Below are 20,705 nucleotides of genomic sequence, written 5' to 3'. Positions count from 1 at the left end.
ATGCGAAGCAATTTAAGTTGGAGGGTAAGCGAGAAAGAAGTTACCCGCGCTGCTTAAAAGTCAGTAAAAATGGTTATCCGGTCGCAAAAAGAAAAAATGCCGCTCACCTTAAGTGAACGGCATTACGGCATTGTGCGTCTAATTAAAATACCAAGTCGTGAGTCATTTTCATTTCGATATCAGTATTGATTAACATCAGTGACAGAACGATTGATATTTGTGAGTTAAGAAAACAAGGTTTCTTCCAAGGTTCGGCCTTTAAGTATTGCTTTATATTGCCACTGGTTAGCAGTAAACAGTTCAAATAACTGAATTTCAATGGCAAAGCTGGATTGCTTCTGGTACTCGATAACATATTGCTCATCACCGATACGCCTTACTTCAATAATATCGTTAAGACCTAATAACTGCTGATGAAGGCTGTCCATGTCGCATTGTTTCATTGTCAGCGTAATAAAGTCAGTCGCTTGGTTGGCTTTAATGGATACCGACTGCTGCAATTTTCCATGTTCTAGATAAACAACTTGGTCGCATAACTTTTCAAGTTCATCAAGATTATGCGAGCTGATCACAAAAGTTGTATGGTCGGATAACTCTTTGACAATTTGACGAATCTTTTTCGCATTGGCAGGATCTAGTCCCGCTGTCGGTTCGTCGAGTAACACAATTTTAGGAGAACCCATTAGAGCTTGGGCAATAGAGACTCGTTTACTCATGCCGTGACTTAAACTTTTAGGTTTAGCCTCTGCTGAGTCACTTAAGTCGACAAGGGTGAGCACTCTTAATGCTTCTTGCTTTGCTGCCGCTGCTGTCATGCCTTGTAATTGGGCAAAAAACTGAAGTTGCGACACAATACTAAAATTAGGATCCAATGCTGCATCTTGAGGCAATGCCGACAATAGCCCTTGTAACGCTTTGCTACCGGGTTTATGTCCTAAAATGCTAACACTGCCACTGGTTGGTTGGATATAACCGCAGAGTAAACTGAATAGCGTTGTTTTACCGGCACCATTGGGGCCAACTAATGCTATAGGAGCGCCTTGTGTAAGCGTTAACGATACAGTGTCGAGCGCAAGTTTATTACCGTATTGTTTAGAAAGGTTGTCACATTGAATGATACTCATAGCGCACTCCTACTCATTAAGACTTTACCAGCAAATAAAATAACCGCAGTTTGCAGTAATGGAATGGGAGCGTATACAAATGAGCCTAATCCTTGAGTATTGATCAAATTGCCTATTTGCGAACCAGGCAGCATCCAGTTCAACCAGCTTAATTGTGGGAAATTCATATTAATTAATGCAATAAATATTGATACTACAGCCCACAAGATAACCGCAAAAATACTGGCTTGTCTTGCTGAGTTTGCATGTAATGACAGCACAGCCATAGCAGCAGTGTAGGGTAATAATACGATTACTAGGTTAACCATTACTATTAAGCTAGTTGTTATTGATGGCAATAACAAAGATATATCACGAGATAATGCTAATGCGATGGTTGCCAATAACGTTAAGATGATCAACATCAATTGGATAAACATTTGCCCTAAGAAACGACCAAAAAATAAACTTGAACGACTGACTCTTAAGGTTAGAAATCGCAAACTACCACGTTGTTTATCTGAACTAAATTGATCTGCGGCGATAAAAATACTGAACATGGGAAAAAGGTACAGTGCAGCTAACCAGAACACTGCAAACTCTTCAACTGGCCATTCGAACAGATGGCGCAAACTTCCTGGTCCAAAGAGGGCTTCAGTAAAGTCTTTAAAGTTAGGCTGCATAATAAATTCAGATGCACTCTTGATAGGGTACAACAATAAAATAGCCCAAATTAACATAAAGGCGATTAATGAAATCATGCCGCTTTTGTTAGTAAAACGTTTGGTTAACTCATATTTTGCTAATAACCAAATATGAGTCAGTGTCGATGGAGAGGCGGTACGGTCCATATACTTTTCCTTGCTTAGCTGTTTCGGAAAGCGTTAATTAGTTTAATAGCGACTCTAATTGCGCTAGCTTTTGTTCTAGCAACTCAACTCTTTGTTCTAATTCTACAATCTTAGAGTCTTGCTGTAACGTTTGTTGAGTGTGATTCGACACGACAATGGCATCACTACTGTTCACATCATAGTCATCAACGTTGCCACTAAAGCACTCAAGGAAGCGGCAATCACGTTTATTCGCTTCTCGAGCAAGTTGTACAACTAAAGGCTTTTCACGTTGGCTTAATGCCAATAATGCTGTTTCAACCTGTGATACATCAGCGAATTCGTGGAGTCGATTAGTGCGAGTTTTGAGTTCGCCTGGTGTTTGTGGGCCGCGCAATAACAACACACAAATTATTGCTACTTCAGCACTGCTTAACTGCAATTCACTGAATTCAGTATTACAAAAGCGATGCTTATATTTTACGACTCGACTACCGAAACCAGATTGCTCGCTCAGTAAGCGTTTTTTGGTAAGATCGTCTAATACTGTTTTTACTTGAGACTCGCTCAGGGATAGCACTGGTTCGCGGCTGCTTTTTTGATTACATGCTAAGGCGAGTGAATTTAATGACAGAGGATATTGATCAGGAGTGGTGAGTTCTTTTTCGAGTAAGCATCCGATAACTCTAGCTTCTAGTGAGGTTAATTCCATACACAGTATCCTTTTAATAAAAAGCATGATTCTATTACTTTTATAACAGAGGCATGCTTTTTCTCAAAGGATTGGACTAGTTTACCGAGGCTAATCGATTATTGTTCACACAGTTAGGCGAATACCTTCACTTTCGATAGTGATTTCACCTGCTTTAAATAAACCACCAATTGATTTCTTAAAGGCTTTTTTACTCATGCCGAGTTTGTCATAAATGACATCAGCATCAGTTTTGTCATGTAGTGGTAAAAAACCATTAGCGCTTCGCAATTTATTAATGATCAAACGGGCATTTTTATCTAGCTCGTCTTTATCACCTTTTTGCAGCACAAGATCAATTTTGCCATCACTGCGCATTGTTTTGATATAACCAGTTACTTTTTGACCAAATCGCAATTTTTGGAAAACTTCGTTAGCGTAAATTACGCCCCAATGCAGGTTGTTAATAATGGCTTTGTAACCTAGCTCTGTAGTGCCTCCAATGATTAAGTTAACCTGTTCACCTTCGGTGTAATGCGCTTCTGTTTTATCGACAAACTTATCCAGTTTTGACGATGCCATAATACGTTCGTCGGCATGGTTAGCATGGACATAAACTAAGTATGAGTGGCCTTCTTCGGCCGGTTTATGTTGCTCACCAAACGGGAGTAATAAATCTTTGTCTAAGCCCCAATCTAAAAATGCGCCGAATGGGCCCGTGGCGATTACTTTTAAATAAGCATATTCACCCACTTGAGCTAACGATTTTTGGGTGGTAGCAATCACAATGTCTTCAGAGTCTAGGTAAAGAAACACTTCTACCATATCACCGACATTACAACCGGTAGGGACAAATTTATTAGGAAGCAAGACTTGTCCAAGCTCTTGAGCATTTAGATAAACCCCAAAATTAACTTGTTTAACAACTTCTAATGAATAACGTTTACCGATTTGTATCATGAATGACTCTACTTTAATTAAAAATGAAAAGATGATCTTAGGAAAAACACGTAATTATACACGTAAATTAAGCTCACGTTGTGCCAATTAATCGCTATCGAAAATCATTTAGGCTTATCACCTTGTTTGTTGAGGTTTATGGCAACGATTGTAGATGATTTTTTATAGTAATTAATCGGTAATTAACTTGCATTACGCACCATTGCAGGTTTTAATTGCGCCGTTTTTATAAAGGCTGAAAATGTGGTTGGTTATCAATTAAAAATGAACTAACTGCAGGCTTAATCAGTAAAATACTTGTTACAGCTGCCAATTGATGTCCAGCAGCTAAAATTTGCATGCTTTATGAATTTCTGCGTAAGATGCTTACTATAAGTAGATGCGAAACATGATAACAATGACGATATGATATTGGGCCAACGTATAGTGCCTTTATTTTGTTTGTCACAGGTTTTACAGCCATAATCATAGTGCTGGATAAACCATTTTATTTCTTGGATAGCTTTATTGTGCTATCTGAATTTTTAACAAGCAGAAGCCACTTTTGGTTAACTGCTAACTTTGATACAAATACGGAAAATAATTATGTCTGATTGGTCTATCGAAGATGCTCGCTCGGGTTATAACGTGACTCACTGGAGCCAAGGTTTTTATGGTATTCGTGAAGATGGCGAAGTGACTGTGTCACCTAACCCACAAAATCCTGATCATAAAGTTGGCTTAAATGAATTAGCCAAAAGTATGGTCGAAGCAGGCGTCTCGTTACCGGTATTAGTCCGTTTCCCGCAAATCTTACACCATAGAGTGGAAAGTTTATGCGAAGCATTTAACGATGCAATTAAGAAGTACGATTATCAAAATGATTACTTGTTAGTTTACCCAATTAAAGTAAACCAACAGAAAACGGTAGTTGAAGAAATTTTAGCTAGCCAAAAATCTAAAGAAGTCCCTCAGTTAGGACTTGAAGCCGGTAGTAAGCCAGAGTTAATGGCTGTACTTGCTATGGCACAAAAAGCCAGTTCGGTCATTGTATGTAATGGTTACAAAGATAAAGAATATATTCGTTTAGCACTTATCGGCGAAAAGCTTGGCCATAAGGTGTATATCGTTCTGGAAAAAATGTCAGAACTTAAAATGGTACTAATTGAAGCTGAAAAGCTTGGTATTACACCTCGCTTGGGTTTACGTGTGCGTTTGGCGTTCCAGGGCAAAGGTAAATGGCAAGCCAGTGGTGGTGAAAAGTCTAAATTTGGTTTGTCTGCTGCACAAGTGTTGAAAGTTATAGCTGAATTGAAAAGTGCTAATATGCTTGATTCTCTGCAGTTATTACATTTCCATTTAGGTTCGCAAATTGCCAACATTCGCGACATTCGCCAAGGCGTAAGTGAAGCCGGTCGTTTTTACTGTGAATTGCGCCAACTCGGTGCCAGCATTGACTGTTTCGATGTGGGCGGCGGATTAGCGGTTGACTACGACGGTACTCGTAGCCAAAGCAATAACTCAATGAACTATGGTTTAAATGAGTATGCCAACAATATCGTCAACGTATTAACCGATTTATGTAATGAGTACGAGCAACCAATGCCGCGTATTATTTCTGAATCTGGTCGCCATTTAACGGCGCATCACGCGGTGTTAATTACTGATGTTATTGGTACTGAAGCGTATCAACCAGAAAATATTCAGGAACCAAGTGAAGATGCGCCGCAATTGCTCCACAATATGTGGCAATCTTGGTTAGAAATCAGCGGTCGATATGATCAACGTGCAATTATTGAAATTTACCATGATAGTCAAAGTGATATTTCTGAAGCACACTCATTGTTTGCTGTGGGTCAATTAAGTTTGGCTGACCGAGCTTGGGCAGAACAAGCTAATTTACGTGTTTGCCATGAAGTGAAGGGATTATTAAGTAACAATAACCGTTATCACCGCCCAGTGATTGATGAATTAAATGAAAAGTTAGCCGATAAGTTTTTTGTTAACTTCTCTTTATTCCAGTCATTACCTGATGCATGGGGTATTGATCAAGTGTTCCCTGTATTGCCGTTATCGGGTTTAGATAAAGCACCAGAGCGCCGTGCGGTTATGTTAGATATTACCTGTGACTCAGATGGTATTGTTGATCAATATGTTGACGGTCAAGGCATTGAAACCACGTTGCCAGTCCCAGCATGGAGCGCCGACAGCCCATATTTGATTGGTTTCTTCATGGTTGGCGCATACCAAGAAATCTTGGGTGATATGCATAACTTGTTTGGTGATACCAACTCTGCGGTTGTGCGTATTGATGAGCGTGGTTTAAGCCAGATTGAATCTGTTTTAGAAGGCGACACAGTTGCTGACGTTTTACGTTATGTGAACTTAGATGCGGTTGACTTTATGCGCACCTATGAAGAGCTTGTGAATCAACATATTGTTGAAGATGAGCGTGCCAGCATTCTAGAAGAGTTACAGTTAGGGCTTAAAGGTTACACTTACTTAGAAGATTTTTAATCTTATCGACTAAGTGATGTTAACTTGTTATTAAAAAAGCCTAGTGACCTCAGGTTGCTAGGCTTTTAAGTTGTTAAGATACGTGCAACGACTCAGGCAGTTACCATTAATAGGTATTTCATCGTTGAAAAATGCTTATTTGAACCACTAAACTGCGTTTTTCCTTGAATTAAGCTAGCCTGAGCATTTACATTACATCTTAATACAAACATCTCTAATTAGAATGGATGCTGAGTAGTAACACATGTTTTTTGAAGGTTCAGAAAAAAAATTAGAGATAATTGTGAATGCATCAGCGCCTAAATTACGATCTTTAGATCGAATATTTTGGCTGAAGCTTGTTGCTGCCTCAAATGCAGACATTTTATCGTCAATAAGTAATGAATTTTGTGATGCTTATTTACTGAGTGAATCGAGTTTATTTGTCTGGGATGATCGTATTGTAATGCTCACATGCGGAGCTAGCACGTTGGCAGAGTCAGCTTGTTACTGCATTGAACATTTAGGCGAACAAGCGATTGCTTACGTATGTTATCAACGTAAAAATGAATATTACGCTCATTTACAAGCCAGCTCTTTTAGCGATGATGTGCTCAGATTAAGGCATTTTATTGCAGGGCAGGCCTATAGAATGGGGCATTTAGACAGTCATCATCATTATATTTTTACCACCGATAAGCATTATCAAGCCAGTCGACTTGATACCACCAATGAATTATTGATGTACCATATTAGTGGGACAGTGGCCGATTATTTACGAGGCGATCAGCAATCAACTATTCAAATTAGTCAGATGCTGCAACTGGAACAATTATTTAATGGTTTTAGTGTTGATCAGCATTTATTCAGTCCGTTAGGTTATTCAATCAACGGTATTCGCGGTACTGAATATTTTACAATACACATTACGCCACAAGAAAATAGCTCTTATGTGAGTGTTGAAACTAACATTGATATCAGCTCAACTCAGGTTGATATTTTTGCTGAGTTGGTGAGATTATTACAGCCTAATAGCTGCGACATTATTGGTTTTAATAGTCATATTGCCAATAAGCCTTTCCCACATTATTTGTGTTTAAGCCATTGCGCGATGACAATTGAGCAAGGTTTCAATATACACTTCAGCCACTATCAGCAAAATGGCTTAGAAGTGCTAAGCCCTACACTCTTGTAATTACCTGCAGTTGCCAGCTTTTGGATAGTTTATGACTACTTTCGCGAAAAAACTGATTATCCGCTTTATTCAAACGCATTTAGCTATTTACGCTAACCGCTCGGTTTTAAATCAACCGAGTCTGACGCAGACGTTGTGGTGATCGGTTTACCTTTTCATAGGGAACAACCGTTGGCCTTGAGATTTTAGCCTGAGTAAAAGTATTGTTGATGCCGCTACCGTCAATGGTTGTTTAGACCCAAATTTGCACCTTAAAGAACTATGCTTATTTGTTGCGGATTATCTAGCAATAAAGTGATGATGATTATTCGTGGTCTACTCGGTATAAACGTTGTCTGCATGGATGTTGTTGAAGTGGCACCGTCTTACAATTTTATATATATTACCGCTCTTGCTGAAGTAGCACTGTGCCTTGAAATGCTACACGTCTGGACTGAAGGTAAAGGCTTAATTAAAAAGTAATTTCAACTTTGTAATTAAACACATTAGCCAACGAGTTGACGTTGGCTTTTTTGTGTCGGCTCAGCGTAGAATAGATACAGAAAGGTTTAATGAGGAGCCAATATGAGTGATTTAAGTGATATTCGCCGTGAATATACCCAAGGTGGATTAAGACGAGCGAATTTGCCTGTTAACCCAATGGATCTATTCGAACAATGGATGCAACAGGCAAAAGATGCCCAACTTTCTGACCCGACGGCCATGTGCGTCGCGACGGTGGACGAAGATGGCCAACCTTTTCAGCGTATTGTGTTACTAAAAAAGTTTGATGATAACGGTTTTGTATTTTTTACTAATTTAGAAAGCCGCAAAGCAAAACAGATTGCCACTAACAGTAAAATCAGTTTACTGTTTCCCTGGCATCCACTAGAACGTCAAGTGGCTGTATTAGGGAAAGCGGAGCCATTATCGATGTTGGATGTGGCTAAATATTTTATGTCTAGACCAAAAGACAGCCAAATCGCTGCCTGGGTATCTAAACAATCAAGCAAGATTAGCGCAAGGCAGGCTCTAGAAGGTAAATTTGCTGAAATGAAAGCTAAATTTGCCCAAGGTGAGGTTCCATTACCTAAGTTTTGGGGTGGATATTTAGTGCGACCAGCCAGCATTGAGTTTTGGCAGGGCGGTGAACATCGGTTACACGACCGATTTATTTACACTAAAACCGATGCGGATTGGAATATTGATCGGTTGGCACCTTAATGAGTGTTAATGAAGTGGAGCATTTTGCGGTGATAACCAATAAAATCTGGGTTGATGCTGATGCTTGCCCTAACCCAGTTAAAGAGATGTTATTTAGGGCATCTGAGCGTAAATCAGTTCGATTAGTGTTAGTGGCCAATCAAATGATTAAAGTACCTAACTCACCATTAGTTAGCATGATAAGGGTGAGTTCGGGTTTTGATGAAGCAGATAACTACATTGTGGAACAAGTAGTGAAAGGGGACTTAGTGATTACTGCTGATATTCCTCTGGCATCTGATGCGGTTGATAAAGGCGCATTAGTATTAAACCCTCGTGGTACGGTGTATACCGCTGAAAATATAAAGCAGATTCTGACTATGCGTGACTTTATGGAAGAAATGCGCAGCAGTGGTATCCATACTGGCGGTCCGAATAGTTTTTCGCAAACGGATAAACATGCATTTGCACAAGCGTTGGACAAATGGCTGGCGAGATTGATCCCCAGCAAGATATAACCAAAGATTACTCTATACTTAATCTGACTTTCTATACAAAGGACTTTATGATGAAAAAATGGTTACCATTATTAGCCGCGAGCTTGCTGAGTACATCAGTGATGGCAGGCGATTGGCAAGTCAATCAAGATCATTCTCGAGTGAGCTTCATTTCGATTAAGAAGGCCGATGTTGCCGAAGTGCATCATTTTAAACAAGTTGCAGGTGCTTTAACGGATGCTGGTGCCTTTTCTCTATCGATTGATTTAAGCAGTGTTGATACCGGAATAGAAATTCGTGATCAACGGATGCAGACCGTATTATTTGAAGTTGCACAATTTCCAAAGTTAACTTTGGATGCGGTAGTTAATCCGAAATTGCTAGCTGGATTAAAAGTCGGTGACACGCTAACGACTCAAGTTGAGGCGACCATAAAATTACATGGTCAGAAACAACAGAAAAGTTTTGAAGTGTTAGTGGCTAAATTGTCTGACAAGAAAATGGTGATTTCAAGTTTAGCGCCAGTAATTGTTCAAGCAAATGAATTTGATTTAGTGTCCGGTGTCGAAAAACTTAAAGAAATGGCGGGATTGCCGAGCATCAGTTTAGCAGTGCCAGTGTCATTTGTGCTAACCTTAGCGCAATAGTTATACGTGGTTGTTAATGGCTTTCAATCATCAGGTTGAGAGCCATTTGTTGTTAAGAAGTTTTTAATAAGGGTGGTATAAAATGGTTACTGACAAAGACGGATACATGCATTTAATTCAGTATTTAACTGAACATTTAGGGCTGTTTGAGTCGTCCCAGAATAATGCCGCTGCAACGGAAACCGTCATGGAACTGTTTGAAGAGCAGTTATCTGCTCAGATCATTATGGTATGTGGTCAAAACCCGCAATTATCATTCGCACAGCGTAATATGGTGATCCGCGAAATTGACGCAATTGTATATGATTTAGAAGAGATTTTAGCCTCTGTCTCCAATCAACAAGCCACCCCTGAACAGAGTATCTTTATTACTGAATTTTCTGGACTGATTAAAAATTTATTCGATCAAGAAGTTGATCATTTATTGCAATAAACGTATTACAACTGGCCGCTAATAAAGCGATTTGTAGATTTTTTGGGATTGACCATGTTTAAAAGAATTGTGATTTCGACTCTGCTGTGTTTGCTTTCTATATCTGTTTTCGCGAGTAATAAAACCGTTTTAAGTCAAGTTGAAACCATGACCGTCGCTAAGTCAGGACTACAATATAATGCCCGCATTGATACAGGTGCCGTAAATACTTCACTGCATGCTGTCGATTTAGAAATCATTGGCGGTGCATCTAAAAAAATGAAAAGCAATGTTGGCAAAATTGTCGAATTCACCACTGAAAATGAACGCGGTGAGAAAAAACGCATTCAAGCCGAAATTGTTAGTACTTCAAGGGTGAAGAATTCTCAAGGTATTGAAACCCGTTATATGGTGAAGCTTGATGTCGGTTTTCCCAGTGAGTTGCATGATATTCATGTTAATTTACGCGACCGAAGCCACATGAATTACAAACTACTCATCGGACGTAATTTTTTAAAGCACAATTACATTGTGGACGTATCAGACAAAAAGACCATAGGTCCTTTAGCCGAGTTAAGCATTAAACAAACTGGCTTAATGTACAACACGCGTATCGACACAGGTGCCGTAGAAAACTCATTACACGCTGTGAATATTCGAGTCGAAAATGAGGACAAAGTGAACATTGAAAATAACATCGGTAAGATGATTACGTTTACTACAGCGAATGAAAAAGGCGAAAAAGCCGATGTACGCACCAAAATTAGGGGTACATCGTTAATTCGTAATGCACAAGGTACAGAAAGACGTTATATGGTGAGGTTAAGTGTTGGTGAGCCTCGTCACGAATTTATAGTCGATGTGAACCTTAAAGATCGTACCGAAATGGGTTATAAATTATTAATTGGCCGAAATTGGTTACAGGGTCACTATATGGTTGATGTGTCTAAAAAACATTAATTGCTTATTATGGATTAATAACGTTGGTCAATAACGTTGGTCAATAACATCAGCTAACAATACCGCTCATTATGAGCGGTATTTTTTTGGCTGTTTTTCACGCCTAGGTAACCAAACAATATCGTTGACAGAGGAGGAGAAGCGGTAGTTAGGAGCGCGTGTGGACTGAAATTACTTTTGTATTCACTGCAACATCTTTGCAACCTTATTGTCATCCGTAATCGATATAGTAGGCGCTGATTGAGCTATGTAACCTCATAGCAGGATGGTAAATACCTATCAAACAGGCAGTTATTACCCCGCTATCGCAGTTGTATCAATGACAACTCGCACACTATTGATTCGTCAATACGGTTTGTTAGCAAAACAATGGCAAGCTTGATATTGATGATTTGAACATAAACGGATCTTTATCTGTTTATTACAACGATTAATCCGAGCTGAGGTTATAGCAATCAATAACATATCAATTGAATAATTAAATTAACTCATTGGATTTATGGATAATGAATAGGGGTTCACTATGTTAGTTCAAAAGTCGTTGCTCGCGATGTCGATATCATCATTAATGGTATTCAATGTTGCTGCCCAAGATGTGCTTATTTCGGAGTACATAGAAGGAAGCAGTAATAACAAAGCTATAGAATTGTACAATCCAAGTTCGACAGCGATAGATTTGAGTGATTATGTGTTGTCGTTTTATTTTAATGGCAATACCGCAGCGACAACCAATATTACATTGGATGGTAATATTGCAGCCAACTCAACGTTTGTTATCGCCGATAATGATGCATCAGCAGAAATCCTTGCGCTTGCCCAACAGATTAGTACTGCGAGCTTTTTTAATGGTGATGATGCCATTGTACTCAGTCACAATAACCTAGTTATCGACTCCTTAGGGCAAGTGGGTACAGACCCCGGATCACAATGGGGTACGGGTGATTTATCGACTCAAAATAACACTCTTCGTCGAGACACCAGTCAATTAGTTGCCGATGCCATTATTGACGATGAAGTCACCTTAACAGGCTGGCAAGGTTTTACTCAAGATGACATCAGTGATCTAGGTGTTTTCGCAGGTAATGATTCAGGCCCAACAGATCCAGTTGATCCAACTGACCCAATTGAATTTGTGTGTTCACAAAGTGCTGTCGCAATCCATGACATTCAAGGTATGGATGCCGCAAGCCCATTAGTGGGTTCAGACGTGGTGGTTGAAGCTATTGTGACAAGTAATCAACAAGCTGGGCTAAAGGGTATCTTTATCCAAATGGCCGACAGCGAAGTCGATACTGACATTAACACCTCAGAAGGTATTTTTGTTTACAGCGGTAATCAACCATTGGATGTGAATGCCGGAGATCGAGTTCGTTTACAAGCTTCTGTTGCCGAATACCAAGGTACAACTCAGTTATCTAATGTGACTCAATTTGCTCTATGTGGCACTAATCAATCATTACCTGTGGTTGCTACTGTCACATTGCCGTTAGCCGACAATCAACAACTTGAGCGTGTTGAAGGCATGCGTGTATTATTCGATCAATCTCTAGTGGTCAATGAAGTGTATAATTTGGGCCGTTATGGTGAAGTGTCTTTAGGCAGTAGTCGCCATTTTATAGGTACTCAAGTTGCTTTACCTGGTGCTGCTGCTCTGGCTGTGACAGAAGCAAATGCCAAAGATAGTATCTTGTTGGATGATGGCTTAACCAGTCAAAATCCGGAACAAATTCGTTATCCAGCTCCTGGATTATCAGCCACAAATACATTACGGGTAGGGGATTCTGTTTCTGGGCTCGAGGGCATAATGCATTATGGCTTTAGCCAATATCGAGTGATACCAGCTCAAGTGGTTAATGTGGTGCAAAGTAACCAGCGTCAATCTACTCCAGAGTTACCGCTTGACGCAGATCTTCGTGTCGCCAGTTTCAATGTGCTTAATTATTTCAACGGTGATGGGAATGGCAATGGATTTCCGACCGATCGCGGCGCCGACACGTTATCTGAATTTGAGCGTCAACGCGTTAAAATTATCAGTGCAATGCATGCCATTAACGCTGATGTATTTGGTTTAATGGAAATTGAAAATGACGGTTATGGTAGCGATTCAGCCATTAACGACTTAGTCAGCGGATTAAACCAAGCTATGGGGGCGGAGATATACGCTTATGTTGTGCCTTCAGTGACACAAATAGGTACCGATGCAATTGCAGTGGGAATGATCTATCGTGCTGATAAAATAACTCCAACAGGTGATGCTCAAATATTATCATCAGCTAATTCGCCTGTTGATGGAAATGGCACCGCGTTATTCGATGACGGCAAAAACCGTCCAATGTTAACTCAATCATTTATGTTGAATGATCGGAATGACAGCATTGTTGTTGCCGTAAACCATTTAAAATCAAAAGGAAGCAGTTGCGACAGTATCAATGACCCCGATTTATTTGATGGCCAAGGAAACTGTAATTTAACTCGTACTCGAGCAACAGATGCCATTGGGCAATGGTTAATGGCTCAGTATCCAGAGCAAAAAATCTTGGTAATAGGTGATTTAAATGCTTATGCCAAAGAAAATCCGCTCACTCAACTTGCCAACCATGGCTATAGCGAGCTTAATGCGCATTTTGGTAATGTTAATTCGTACTCCTACGTGTTCTCGGGTGAGTCAGGTCAATTAGACCATGCATTAGCAAACCAAGCGTTATTGGATAATGTATTAGCGATAACGGAATGGCATATTAATGCTGACGAGCCAAGGATCCTTGATTATAACGAAGAGTATAAATCAGCAGCTCAGATACTAGACTTGTATCACGCTGATGGTTTCCGTTCTTCAGACCATGATCCAGTGATTGTTTCGCTGCAATTTGAGATCCAAAATGAGCTCCCAATCGCCAGTTTTGACCATCAACTTAATGGTAGTCAGCTACAGGTTCAGTCTACCTCTATTGATAATGATGGTGACATTACGTTATTAGAATGGGATTTTGGTGATGGTACTATCGTTAATGGTACTGTTGCTAATGGAGAAACGGCTTCGCATCAGTATCAACAATCAGGCAATTATCAAGTCCAGCTTACTGTTACTGACAATAAAGGCGACGTTGTGACAACCGTTAAAACCATAAATGTGCTTATTGAACCGACCAATATCGCGCCTACTGCGCAAATACACCTGGTCAATTTATGGTTTATGAAATTATTTATTTCAACTAGCTATGACCAAGACGGTTTTATTAAACGTCAAAACTGGCTATTTAACAATGGTCGTAAAGCACATGGGCCAATCGCGTTTAGTTTCAGTCGTCGCGATAAAGCTGTGTCACTGACGGTTGTCGATAATGACGGTGAAAAAGACACTGCAACACTCAATTTTAGATAGGTCAATATTGTCGATTTGTGAATAAATATTCGCTACAAATAATAAGGAAGGCGCAACATGCGCCTTTTTTATTGTGCTTTCTCCATACAAAACGTCCTTTGTGATAACTTTTCGACACCTCCAAATTGTTACATACAAGCCCAATAGATATTCATTCATTCTCATCATCAGTAGACCGACGATTTTGCTTAGCTAGACTGTCGGCTTATTACTTGTCGTCGCAGATACATGCTAAGTGGGTTAATTGCAGGTAAATACAACTATTTGCCATTAAATATACCAATAATGACTAGTAAATTTAGACTCGCTAACGTAAAATTTCACTCTTTTATTTTAACCCCAGTTTTGGCGATTTATTTGTCATAATAAGCGTCAAACTACCGCGTCGTCACTCACTACCGAGTTATCGCTTTTGTATACTCGCATAGCCGACAAGACGCCCAATCGCATTTAAATGCAAAAATGCAGTGGATGATAACATGCAGCAGTTAACCGAGATCGTAGAACAAGCCTTAGAAGTCATTCAGAAGGCCAGTGATCTAAAGACATTGGATGATATCCGTGTCGATTACCTTGGTAAAAAAGGTAAAATCACTGACATGATGAAAATGATGGGATCATTAAGTGCAGAAGAAAAACCTGCCTTTGGTGCCGCAGTCAATCAAGCAAAACAAGCCGTTCAACAACAGTTGACTGAGCGTATTGACGGATTAAAAGCATCTGAGTTAGAAGCCAAATTAATTGCTGAAAATATTGATGTGACTTTACCCGGTCGTACCTTAGATATCGGTGGTTTGCATCCGGTTACGCGTACTATCGAACGTATTGAAACCTTCTTTGGTGAGTTAGGCTTTGTTGTTAAGCAAGGTCCTGAAATCGAAGATGATTTCCATAATTTCGATGCGTTAAATATTTCTGAGCATCATCCTGCTCGTGCCGATCATGACACTTTTTACTTTAATCCTAAAGTGATGTTACGCACCCAAACATCGGGCGTACAAATTCGCACGATGGAACATGAAAAGCCGCCACTTCGGATCATTTCTCCAGGCCGTGTTTATCGTAATGATTACGACCAAACTCACACGCCAATGTTCCACCAAGTTGAAGGGTTAATGGTTGCTGAAAACGTTAACTTTGCAGAGCTTAAGGGCATTTTGCATGATTTTTTACGTAACTTCTTTGAAGAAGACTTAGAAGTACGTTTCCGCCCATCTTACTTTCCATTTACAGAACCTTCTGCTGAAGTAGACGTGATGGGTAAAAATGGCAAATGGTTAGAAGTATTAGGCTGCGGCATGGTACATCCAAATGTACTGCGCAGTGTTGGTATTGACCCTGAGAAATACTCTGGTTTTGCTTTTGGTATGGGTGTTGAGCGTTTAACCATGTTGCGCTACGGCGTAAATGATTTACGTGCCTTCTTCGAAAACGATTTACGTTTTCTTAAGCAATTCAAATAACGGAGCAAAAATTAGATGAAATTCAGTGAATCTTGGCTTCGTGAGTGGGTTAACCCATCAGTAAGTCGTGACGCATTATCACACCAAATCACCATGGCCGGTCTTGAAGTTGACGGTATTGATGCCGTAGCTGCTGTTTTTAGCGGCGTGATAATTGGTGAAGTGGTTGAATGTGGCCAACACCCAGATGCAGACAAATTACGCGTCACCAAAATCAATGTTGGCGGCGATGAGCTTATCGACATTGTTTGTGGTGCACCAAACTGTCGTTTAGGCTTAAAAGTTGCTGTAGCAATGGTTGGCGCTGTGTTACCTGGCGATTTTAAAATTAAAAAAGCTAAGTTGCGCGGTCAACCGTCAATGGGCATGTTGTGCTCGTATGGCGAGTTAGGTATCGACATCGAAAGCGATGGCATTATTGAGCTACCGACTGATGCACCAATCGGTGTCAATGTACGTGAATTCTTGCAATTAGATGACGCCATTATTGATGTTGATTTAACGGCTAACCGTGCTGATTGTTTAGGCATGGCAGGACTTGCTCGTGAAGTGGGTGTCTTAAATCGCCAAGCAGTGACAGAACCTTCTTGGGACGCGGTAACGGCCACGATTGACGCGCCATTTAGCATTAATGTTGTTACACCAGATTTGTGCCCACGTTATTTAGGCCGTGTGGTTAAAAACATCAATGTTAAGGCTACTACGCCATTATGGATGCAAGAAAAATTGCGTCGCAGTGGTATTCGCTCAATTGATCCAATCGTTGATATCACCAACTATGTGTTGATCGAATTTGGTCAGCCAATGCATGCGTTTGATTTAAATACCTTAAACGGCGGTATTACCGTGCGTTTAGCTGATGGTGTTGAAAAGCTAACCTTACTGGATAGCAACGAAATTACCGTTCCAAGCGATACCTTAGTGATTGCAGACGACAAACAAGCGGTAGCGCTTGCGGGTGTGTTTGGCGGCGAAAGTACTGGTGTGAATGAAAACACTCAAGACATTCTTTTAGAGTGCGCTTTCTTTGCACCGTTAGCCATTATGGGTAAATCTCGTCGTTTAGGCTTACACACAGACGCGTCACACCGTTTTGAGCGTGGTGTAGACCCTGAGCTGCAACATAAGGTCATGGACCGCGCTACTCGCCTTGTATTGGATATCTGTGGTGGTGAAGCAGGGCAAGTGATTGAAGCGGTGTCTACTGAGCATTTACCAACAGCGGCTAAAATAACTCTGCGTCGTAGCAAGTTAGATAAAACCTTAGGTCACTTTATTCCTGACTCTGACGTGGTTGAAATTCTAGAACGTTTAGGTTTTAGCGTGCAAACCAGCGGTGATGTATGGAATGTGACAACCGCGACTTATCGTTTTGATATGGCGATTGAAGAAGATTTAATCGAAGAAGTTGCCCGTATTTACGGTTACAACAACATTCCTAATACCGCACCAAAAGCGGCGTTAAGCATGCCAGATCACAAAGAAGCGGATATTTCGTTAAAACGTGTGCGCAGTATCTTTGTGGCTCGAGGTTTCCAAGAAGCGGTTACCTACAGCTTTGTCGACCCGAAGATGCAGAACATTGTTCATCCTGGCGAAGAAGCGATGGTGTTGCCTAACCCGATTTCTGTAGAAATGTCAGCAATGCGCTTATCAATGTTTACTGGTTTATTGACCGCAGTAGGCTATAACCAGAGCCGCCAGCAAAATAGAGTACGTTTATTTGAGACAGGTTTACGCTTTGTTCCTGATGCACAAGCAGATTCTGGTGTTCGTCAACAAGCTATGCTGGGCGCGGTTATTTCTGGTGCTCAAAACGAAGAACATTGGTCAATGGAATCGAAAACAGTCGACTTCTTTGATTTAAAAGGTGATTTAGAAGCAATAATCGGCTTGACAGTTGCCTCTACAGAATTTAGCTTTAGAGGGGCAACACATCCTGCGCTGCATCCAGGTCAATGTGCTGAAATATTACGAAATAATCGAGTCATTGGTTACATCGGTGCTATCCATCCTAGTTTGGAAAAGCCGTTTGGACTCAATGGAAAAACAATTGTTTTTGAGTTAGAACTGGATGCATTATTGCACGCCCGTTTGCCGCTAGCCCAAGCTGTGTCTAAGTTTCCTGCCAATCGCCGCGACATCGCGGTAGTAGTAGATGAAACAGTTTCTGCAACTGATGTTATGAATTTGATAAGAAAAGTTGGCGAAAATCAGTTGGTTGGCTTAAACTTGTTCGATGTATACCAAGGTAAAGGTGTTGAGCCAGGCAAAAAGAGCCTAGCCATCGCACTTACGTTACAAGACACTACTCGTACACTTGAAGATAAAGATATTACTGAGACTATGGAATCAGTGGTATCGGCTCTAAAGACCGAGTTCAACGCATCGTTGAGGGATTAAAGTATGGCACTTACCAAAGCCGAAATGGCAGAACATCTTTTTGAAACATTAGGCATTAACAAACGTGTGGCTAAAGAGATGGTCGAGTCTTTCTTTGAAGAAATTCGTGAAGCACTCGAAAGTGGTGAGCAGGTCAAGTTATCTGGCTTTGGCAACTTTGACCTTAGGGACAAGAATCAAAGACCGGGAAGGAACCCGAAAACTGGTGAAGATATTCCGATTTCTGCACGCCGTGTTGTTACCTTCCGTCCTGGACAGAAGTTAAAATCACGTGTCGAAGCGGCAAACTCGGGTAAAAAATAGTTCACTAGTTAATACGCCAATCCGAACGGATCTGTATTACGAAGAGCCACTCTTAATTGAGTGGCTCTTTTGTTTTTGAATTTGGTGAATGCATGCCCTCGTCTATACCATCAGCTTGTTATTGGCATGGTCACTTTGTTATCTGATAAATATTGCCCAAGCTGTTCTATAAAACGGAGCTGACTGTATGGCAACACAGACGTTTGGAATTGTCTGGTATAATTTCTGTTTCACACCCATCAATCACTAGTATAATGCCATCGTTATAATATGATTTTTCACCGTGGGTCACGGTCAGTTTATTTGGAGTTTCTTTTGGCACGACAAGCAAAACATTTTGATACTCGCTTTAATAAATCACTATTGCATCCTCGTTACTGGGGAACATGGCTAGCTATCGCCGTGTTGTTTCTATTTGGCGCACTTCCCGCAAGCGTAAGAGATCCCATTGCGAGATTGTTGGCTCGAGTCGTGATGAAAGTGGCCAAAAAACCATTGCGAATAGCAAAGGTGAACATTACCCATTGTTTTCCAGAAAAATCAGCTGAACAAGTCGATGAATTAATCAAAAAAAATGTTGAGACATTTGTCATTACTTTGTTATCGCAAGCAGAGCTGCTTATTCGTTCTAACGCGCACCTTAAACGACGTATTCAACTTAACGGTTTTGAGCATGTTAAAGCAGCTCGAGATGCTAAGCAGCCGATTATTTTCATCATGCCGCATGTATGGCCGATGGAGTATGCAGGTCTTCGTATTAACATGGAAATACCTTTAGTGACTATGGCTAAGGCTCATCGCAATGGGTTATTTAATTGGTTTAGCAATCGGATGCGCAGCAGTCAAAATGGTCGCGTGTATATGCGTGAAGCAGGCATCAGAGCATTGTTAGCAGAGTTAAAAAATGATAACAGTTTTTTCTATTTACCAGATGAAGACTTAGGCCCTGAACAGAGTGTGTTTGCACCTTTTATGGGTACGGTTAAAGCGACTTTACCTGTAGTAGGGCGCTTAGCTCAAGCAGGTAACGCGCAAGTTATGCCTGTTAAAATTGGATACGATCAACAAGCTAAACAATTTATTATGACGGTGATGCCAGCGGTTAATCCTGATGAAATGATTGGCAAAGAAAACGAAGCTATCGCATTAAACAAAGTCGTTGAGCAGGTCATTAACGCTTATCCAGAACAATATATGTGGTTTTTAAAATTACTCAAAACTCGCCCTCCAGGTGAGCAAGAATTTTACTAAAATATAATTATCACCATAATATGAACACAAAAATAATAAGAGGTTTATATGGATTTTAATGAATTATTAACGTCTTTATCGTTTGTGGTATTCACCTACGATAAACATCAAATAACTTTATTGCAGCTGCTGCAAGTGCCTCTCTACATATTTTTAGCGTGGTTTATTATTACTCGTGTTGGGCGATTGATTGTTAAAGCACTAAAGCGACGTAAAGTGGGCGCTGATGCCATTCACTTGTTCACTCGCATGTACTTTATTATCAGTATTGCGGTGTTGGTTTTCACCAGTATGGAAATATTAAATATTCCATTAACCGCTTTTGCATTTGTGTCTGGTGCTATTGCTATTGGTGTCGGTTTTGGTGCCCAGAACATAATCAATAACTTTATCAGTGGTTGGATTTTAATGTGGGAACGCCCAATTAGAATCGGTGACTTTTTAGAAGTTGGTGAAGCCCGTGGAGTTGTAGAGTGTATTAATACTCGCTCAACCTTGATACGCCGTAATGATGGGGTGCACATGTTGGTTCCAAATAGCCAACTGCTTGAAAATACAGTGACCAATTGGACTTTGATTGATAAAAATGCACGAACATTTGTTCGTGTTGGTGTCGCTTACGGTTCGGATGTGATTAAAGTTCGCGAGCTGATTTATCAAGTTATTGCTGAACGGGATGATATTTTGCCGCAACCTAAACCCTCAGTCTTATTTGAGGACTTTGGCGACAACGCATTGATTTTTGACTTGATATTTTGGGTCAGCGCCGTGTCAGAAACTGATATCCGCCGCCGTCGTAGTGAAATTCGTTTTAGAATGTACGAGCTATTCAATGAGAATAATGTGTCTATAGCATACCCTCAGCGCGACTTGCATGTAGATGGACATTTGACGATAACTCAAAGTCATAAAAATCAGCTCTGAGTTTACCTCCAATAAAAAAGACGCAAA

Annotated in this window: 18 protein-coding genes; 14 read left to right on the top strand and 4 right to left on the bottom strand. The window is 40.4% G+C overall.

All coding sequences use genetic code 11. The features are described 5' to 3' along the window. Positions 1–224: 224 nt before the first annotated feature. From EGC86_RS17215 to EGC86_RS17200, 4 genes are all read right to left on the bottom strand, one after another. Positions 225–1,124 carry an ABC transporter ATP-binding protein gene (locus EGC86_RS17215; protein WP_011637161.1) on the bottom strand — a complete coding sequence of 300 codons (900 nt, stop codon included), beginning with the start codon at positions 1,122–1,124 and terminating at the stop codon, positions 225–227. Continuing rightward, the gene (locus tag EGC86_RS17210; protein WP_123778357.1) at positions 1,121–1,954 is read right to left on the bottom strand and encodes an ABC transporter permease; all 834 of its coding nucleotides are present in this window, start codon (positions 1,952–1,954) and stop codon (positions 1,121–1,123) included. Before EGC86_RS17210 ends, EGC86_RS17215 begins: the two co-directional genes overlap by 4 nt. A gap of 37 nt (positions 1,955–1,991) precedes the next feature. Beyond that, complete coding sequence (locus EGC86_RS17205) at positions 1,992–2,645, bottom strand: YceH family protein (protein WP_059745388.1); 654 nt, start codon at positions 2,643–2,645, stop codon at positions 1,992–1,994. 105 nt (positions 2,646–2,750) lie between these two features. Continuing rightward, on the bottom strand, positions 2,751–3,584 hold the full coding sequence (locus tag EGC86_RS17200; RefSeq protein WP_123778356.1) for a CvfB family protein: 834 nt from the start codon (positions 3,582–3,584) through the stop codon (positions 2,751–2,753). Positions 3,585–4,169: 585 nt separating this feature from the next. On the opposite strand from EGC86_RS17200, the gene speA reads away from it, so the two are divergent. From speA to EGC86_RS17130, 14 genes are all read left to right on the top strand, one after another. Further along, positions 4,170–6,080, top strand: a complete 1,911-nt coding sequence (gene speA / locus EGC86_RS17195) for a biosynthetic arginine decarboxylase (protein WP_059745387.1) — start codon at positions 4,170–4,172, stop codon at positions 6,078–6,080. Positions 6,081–6,324: 244 nt separating this feature from the next. Then, on the top strand, positions 6,325–7,254 hold the full coding sequence (locus EGC86_RS17190; RefSeq protein ID WP_123778355.1) for an adenosylmethionine decarboxylase: 930 nt from the start codon (positions 6,325–6,327) through the stop codon (positions 7,252–7,254). A gap of 261 nt (positions 7,255–7,515) precedes the next feature. After that, the gene (locus EGC86_RS17185) at positions 7,516–7,716 is read left to right on the top strand and encodes an arginase family protein (RefSeq protein WP_123778354.1); all 201 of its coding nucleotides are present in this window, start codon (positions 7,516–7,518) and stop codon (positions 7,714–7,716) included. Positions 7,717–7,818: 102 nt separating this feature from the next. Continuing rightward, positions 7,819–8,457 (top strand): pyridoxamine 5'-phosphate oxidase, encoded by a 639-nt coding sequence (gene pdxH / locus EGC86_RS17180; protein WP_102037126.1) that lies wholly within the window; start codon positions 7,819–7,821, stop codon positions 8,455–8,457. Next, positions 8,457–8,954, top strand: a complete 498-nt coding sequence (locus EGC86_RS17175) for a YaiI/YqxD family protein (RefSeq protein ID WP_123778353.1) — start codon at positions 8,457–8,459, stop codon at positions 8,952–8,954. The genes pdxH and EGC86_RS17175 overlap by 1 nt, the downstream gene beginning before the upstream one ends. 50 nt (positions 8,955–9,004) lie before the next feature. Continuing rightward, positions 9,005–9,580 carry a YceI family protein gene (locus tag EGC86_RS17170; protein WP_041412905.1) on the top strand — a complete coding sequence of 192 codons (576 nt, stop codon included), beginning with the start codon at positions 9,005–9,007 and terminating at the stop codon, positions 9,578–9,580. Positions 9,581–9,662: 82 nt separating this feature from the next. Beyond that, positions 9,663–10,013 (top strand): DUF3802 family protein, encoded by a 351-nt coding sequence (locus tag EGC86_RS17165; protein ID WP_011637171.1) that lies wholly within the window; start codon positions 9,663–9,665, stop codon positions 10,011–10,013. Positions 10,014–10,067: 54 nt separating this feature from the next. Then, entirely contained in the window at positions 10,068–10,952 is an 885-nt protein-coding gene (locus tag EGC86_RS17160) for a putative ATP-dependent zinc protease (protein ID WP_011637172.1), read from the top strand. Between the two features lie 523 nt (positions 10,953–11,475). Then, complete coding sequence (locus EGC86_RS17155; RefSeq protein WP_123778352.1) at positions 11,476–14,334, top strand: ExeM/NucH family extracellular endonuclease; 2,859 nt, start codon at positions 11,476–11,478, stop codon at positions 14,332–14,334. Positions 14,335–14,813: 479 nt separating this feature from the next. Beyond that, complete coding sequence (gene pheS / locus EGC86_RS17150; RefSeq protein ID WP_123778351.1) at positions 14,814–15,797, top strand: phenylalanine--tRNA ligase subunit alpha; 984 nt, start codon at positions 14,814–14,816, stop codon at positions 15,795–15,797. A gap of 15 nt (positions 15,798–15,812) precedes the next feature. Further along, positions 15,813–18,200, top strand: coding sequence for a phenylalanine--tRNA ligase subunit beta (pheT, locus tag EGC86_RS17145; protein WP_123778350.1), 2,388 nt, complete (start codon positions 15,813–15,815; stop codon positions 18,198–18,200). A gap of 3 nt (positions 18,201–18,203) precedes the next feature. Beyond that, complete coding sequence (gene ihfA, locus EGC86_RS17140; RefSeq protein ID WP_011637176.1) at positions 18,204–18,503, top strand: integration host factor subunit alpha; 300 nt, start codon at positions 18,204–18,206, stop codon at positions 18,501–18,503. Between the two features lie 315 nt (positions 18,504–18,818). After that, the gene (gene lpxM / locus EGC86_RS17135; protein WP_123778349.1) at positions 18,819–19,754 is read left to right on the top strand and encodes a lauroyl-Kdo(2)-lipid IV(A) myristoyltransferase; all 936 of its coding nucleotides are present in this window, start codon (positions 18,819–18,821) and stop codon (positions 19,752–19,754) included. A gap of 48 nt (positions 19,755–19,802) precedes the next feature. After that, positions 19,803–20,678 (top strand): mechanosensitive ion channel family protein, encoded by an 876-nt coding sequence (locus EGC86_RS17130; RefSeq protein WP_011637178.1) that lies wholly within the window; start codon positions 19,803–19,805, stop codon positions 20,676–20,678. Positions 20,679–20,705 lie beyond the last annotated feature (27 nt).

Origin of the sequence: Shewanella frigidimarina, from assembly GCF_003797125.1 — a bacterium.
Lineage (GTDB): Bacteria > Pseudomonadota > Gammaproteobacteria > Enterobacterales > Shewanellaceae > Shewanella > Shewanella frigidimarina.
Note: the sequence above shows the minus strand (reverse complement) of the source record. Positions and strands in the feature narration are given on the sequence as shown.

What these genes read in the sequence shown, in the direction of transcription:
- EGC86_RS17160 (WP_011637172.1), top strand. Translation starts at nt 10,068, where the DNA reads ATGTTTAAAAGAATTGTGATTTCGACTCTGCTGTGTTTGCTTTCTATA.
- EGC86_RS17155 (WP_123778352.1), top strand. Translation starts at nt 11,476, where the DNA reads ATGTTAGTTCAAAAGTCGTTGCTCGCGATGTCGATATCATCATTAATG.
- EGC86_RS17210 (WP_123778357.1), bottom strand. Translation starts at nt 1,954, where the DNA reads ATGGACCGTACCGCCTCTCCATCGACACTGACTCATATTTGGTTATTA.
- EGC86_RS17215 (WP_011637161.1), bottom strand. Translation starts at nt 1,124, where the DNA reads ATGAGTATCATTCAATGTGACAACCTTTCTAAACAATACGGTAATAAA.
- ihfA (WP_011637176.1), top strand. Translation starts at nt 18,204, where the DNA reads ATGGCACTTACCAAAGCCGAAATGGCAGAACATCTTTTTGAAACATTA.
- EGC86_RS17200 (WP_123778356.1), bottom strand. Translation starts at nt 3,584, where the DNA reads ATGATACAAATCGGTAAACGTTATTCATTAGAAGTTGTTAAACAAGTT.
- EGC86_RS17130 (WP_011637178.1), top strand. Translation starts at nt 19,803, where the DNA reads ATGGATTTTAATGAATTATTAACGTCTTTATCGTTTGTGGTATTCACC.
- speA (WP_059745387.1), top strand. Translation starts at nt 4,170, where the DNA reads ATGTCTGATTGGTCTATCGAAGATGCTCGCTCGGGTTATAACGTGACT.
- EGC86_RS17205 (WP_059745388.1), bottom strand. Translation starts at nt 2,645, where the DNA reads ATGGAATTAACCTCACTAGAAGCTAGAGTTATCGGATGCTTACTCGAA.
- pheS (WP_123778351.1), top strand. Translation starts at nt 14,814, where the DNA reads ATGCAGCAGTTAACCGAGATCGTAGAACAAGCCTTAGAAGTCATTCAG.
- EGC86_RS17185 (WP_123778354.1), top strand. Translation starts at nt 7,516, where the DNA reads ATGCTTATTTGTTGCGGATTATCTAGCAATAAAGTGATGATGATTATT.
- EGC86_RS17190 (WP_123778355.1), top strand. Translation starts at nt 6,325, where the DNA reads ATGTTTTTTGAAGGTTCAGAAAAAAAATTAGAGATAATTGTGAATGCA.
- EGC86_RS17175 (WP_123778353.1), top strand. Translation starts at nt 8,457, where the DNA reads ATGAGTGTTAATGAAGTGGAGCATTTTGCGGTGATAACCAATAAAATC.
- EGC86_RS17165 (WP_011637171.1), top strand. Translation starts at nt 9,663, where the DNA reads ATGGTTACTGACAAAGACGGATACATGCATTTAATTCAGTATTTAACT.
- EGC86_RS17170 (WP_041412905.1), top strand. Translation starts at nt 9,005, where the DNA reads ATGAAAAAATGGTTACCATTATTAGCCGCGAGCTTGCTGAGTACATCA.
- pheT (WP_123778350.1), top strand. Translation starts at nt 15,813, where the DNA reads ATGAAATTCAGTGAATCTTGGCTTCGTGAGTGGGTTAACCCATCAGTA.
- pdxH (WP_102037126.1), top strand. Translation starts at nt 7,819, where the DNA reads ATGAGTGATTTAAGTGATATTCGCCGTGAATATACCCAAGGTGGATTA.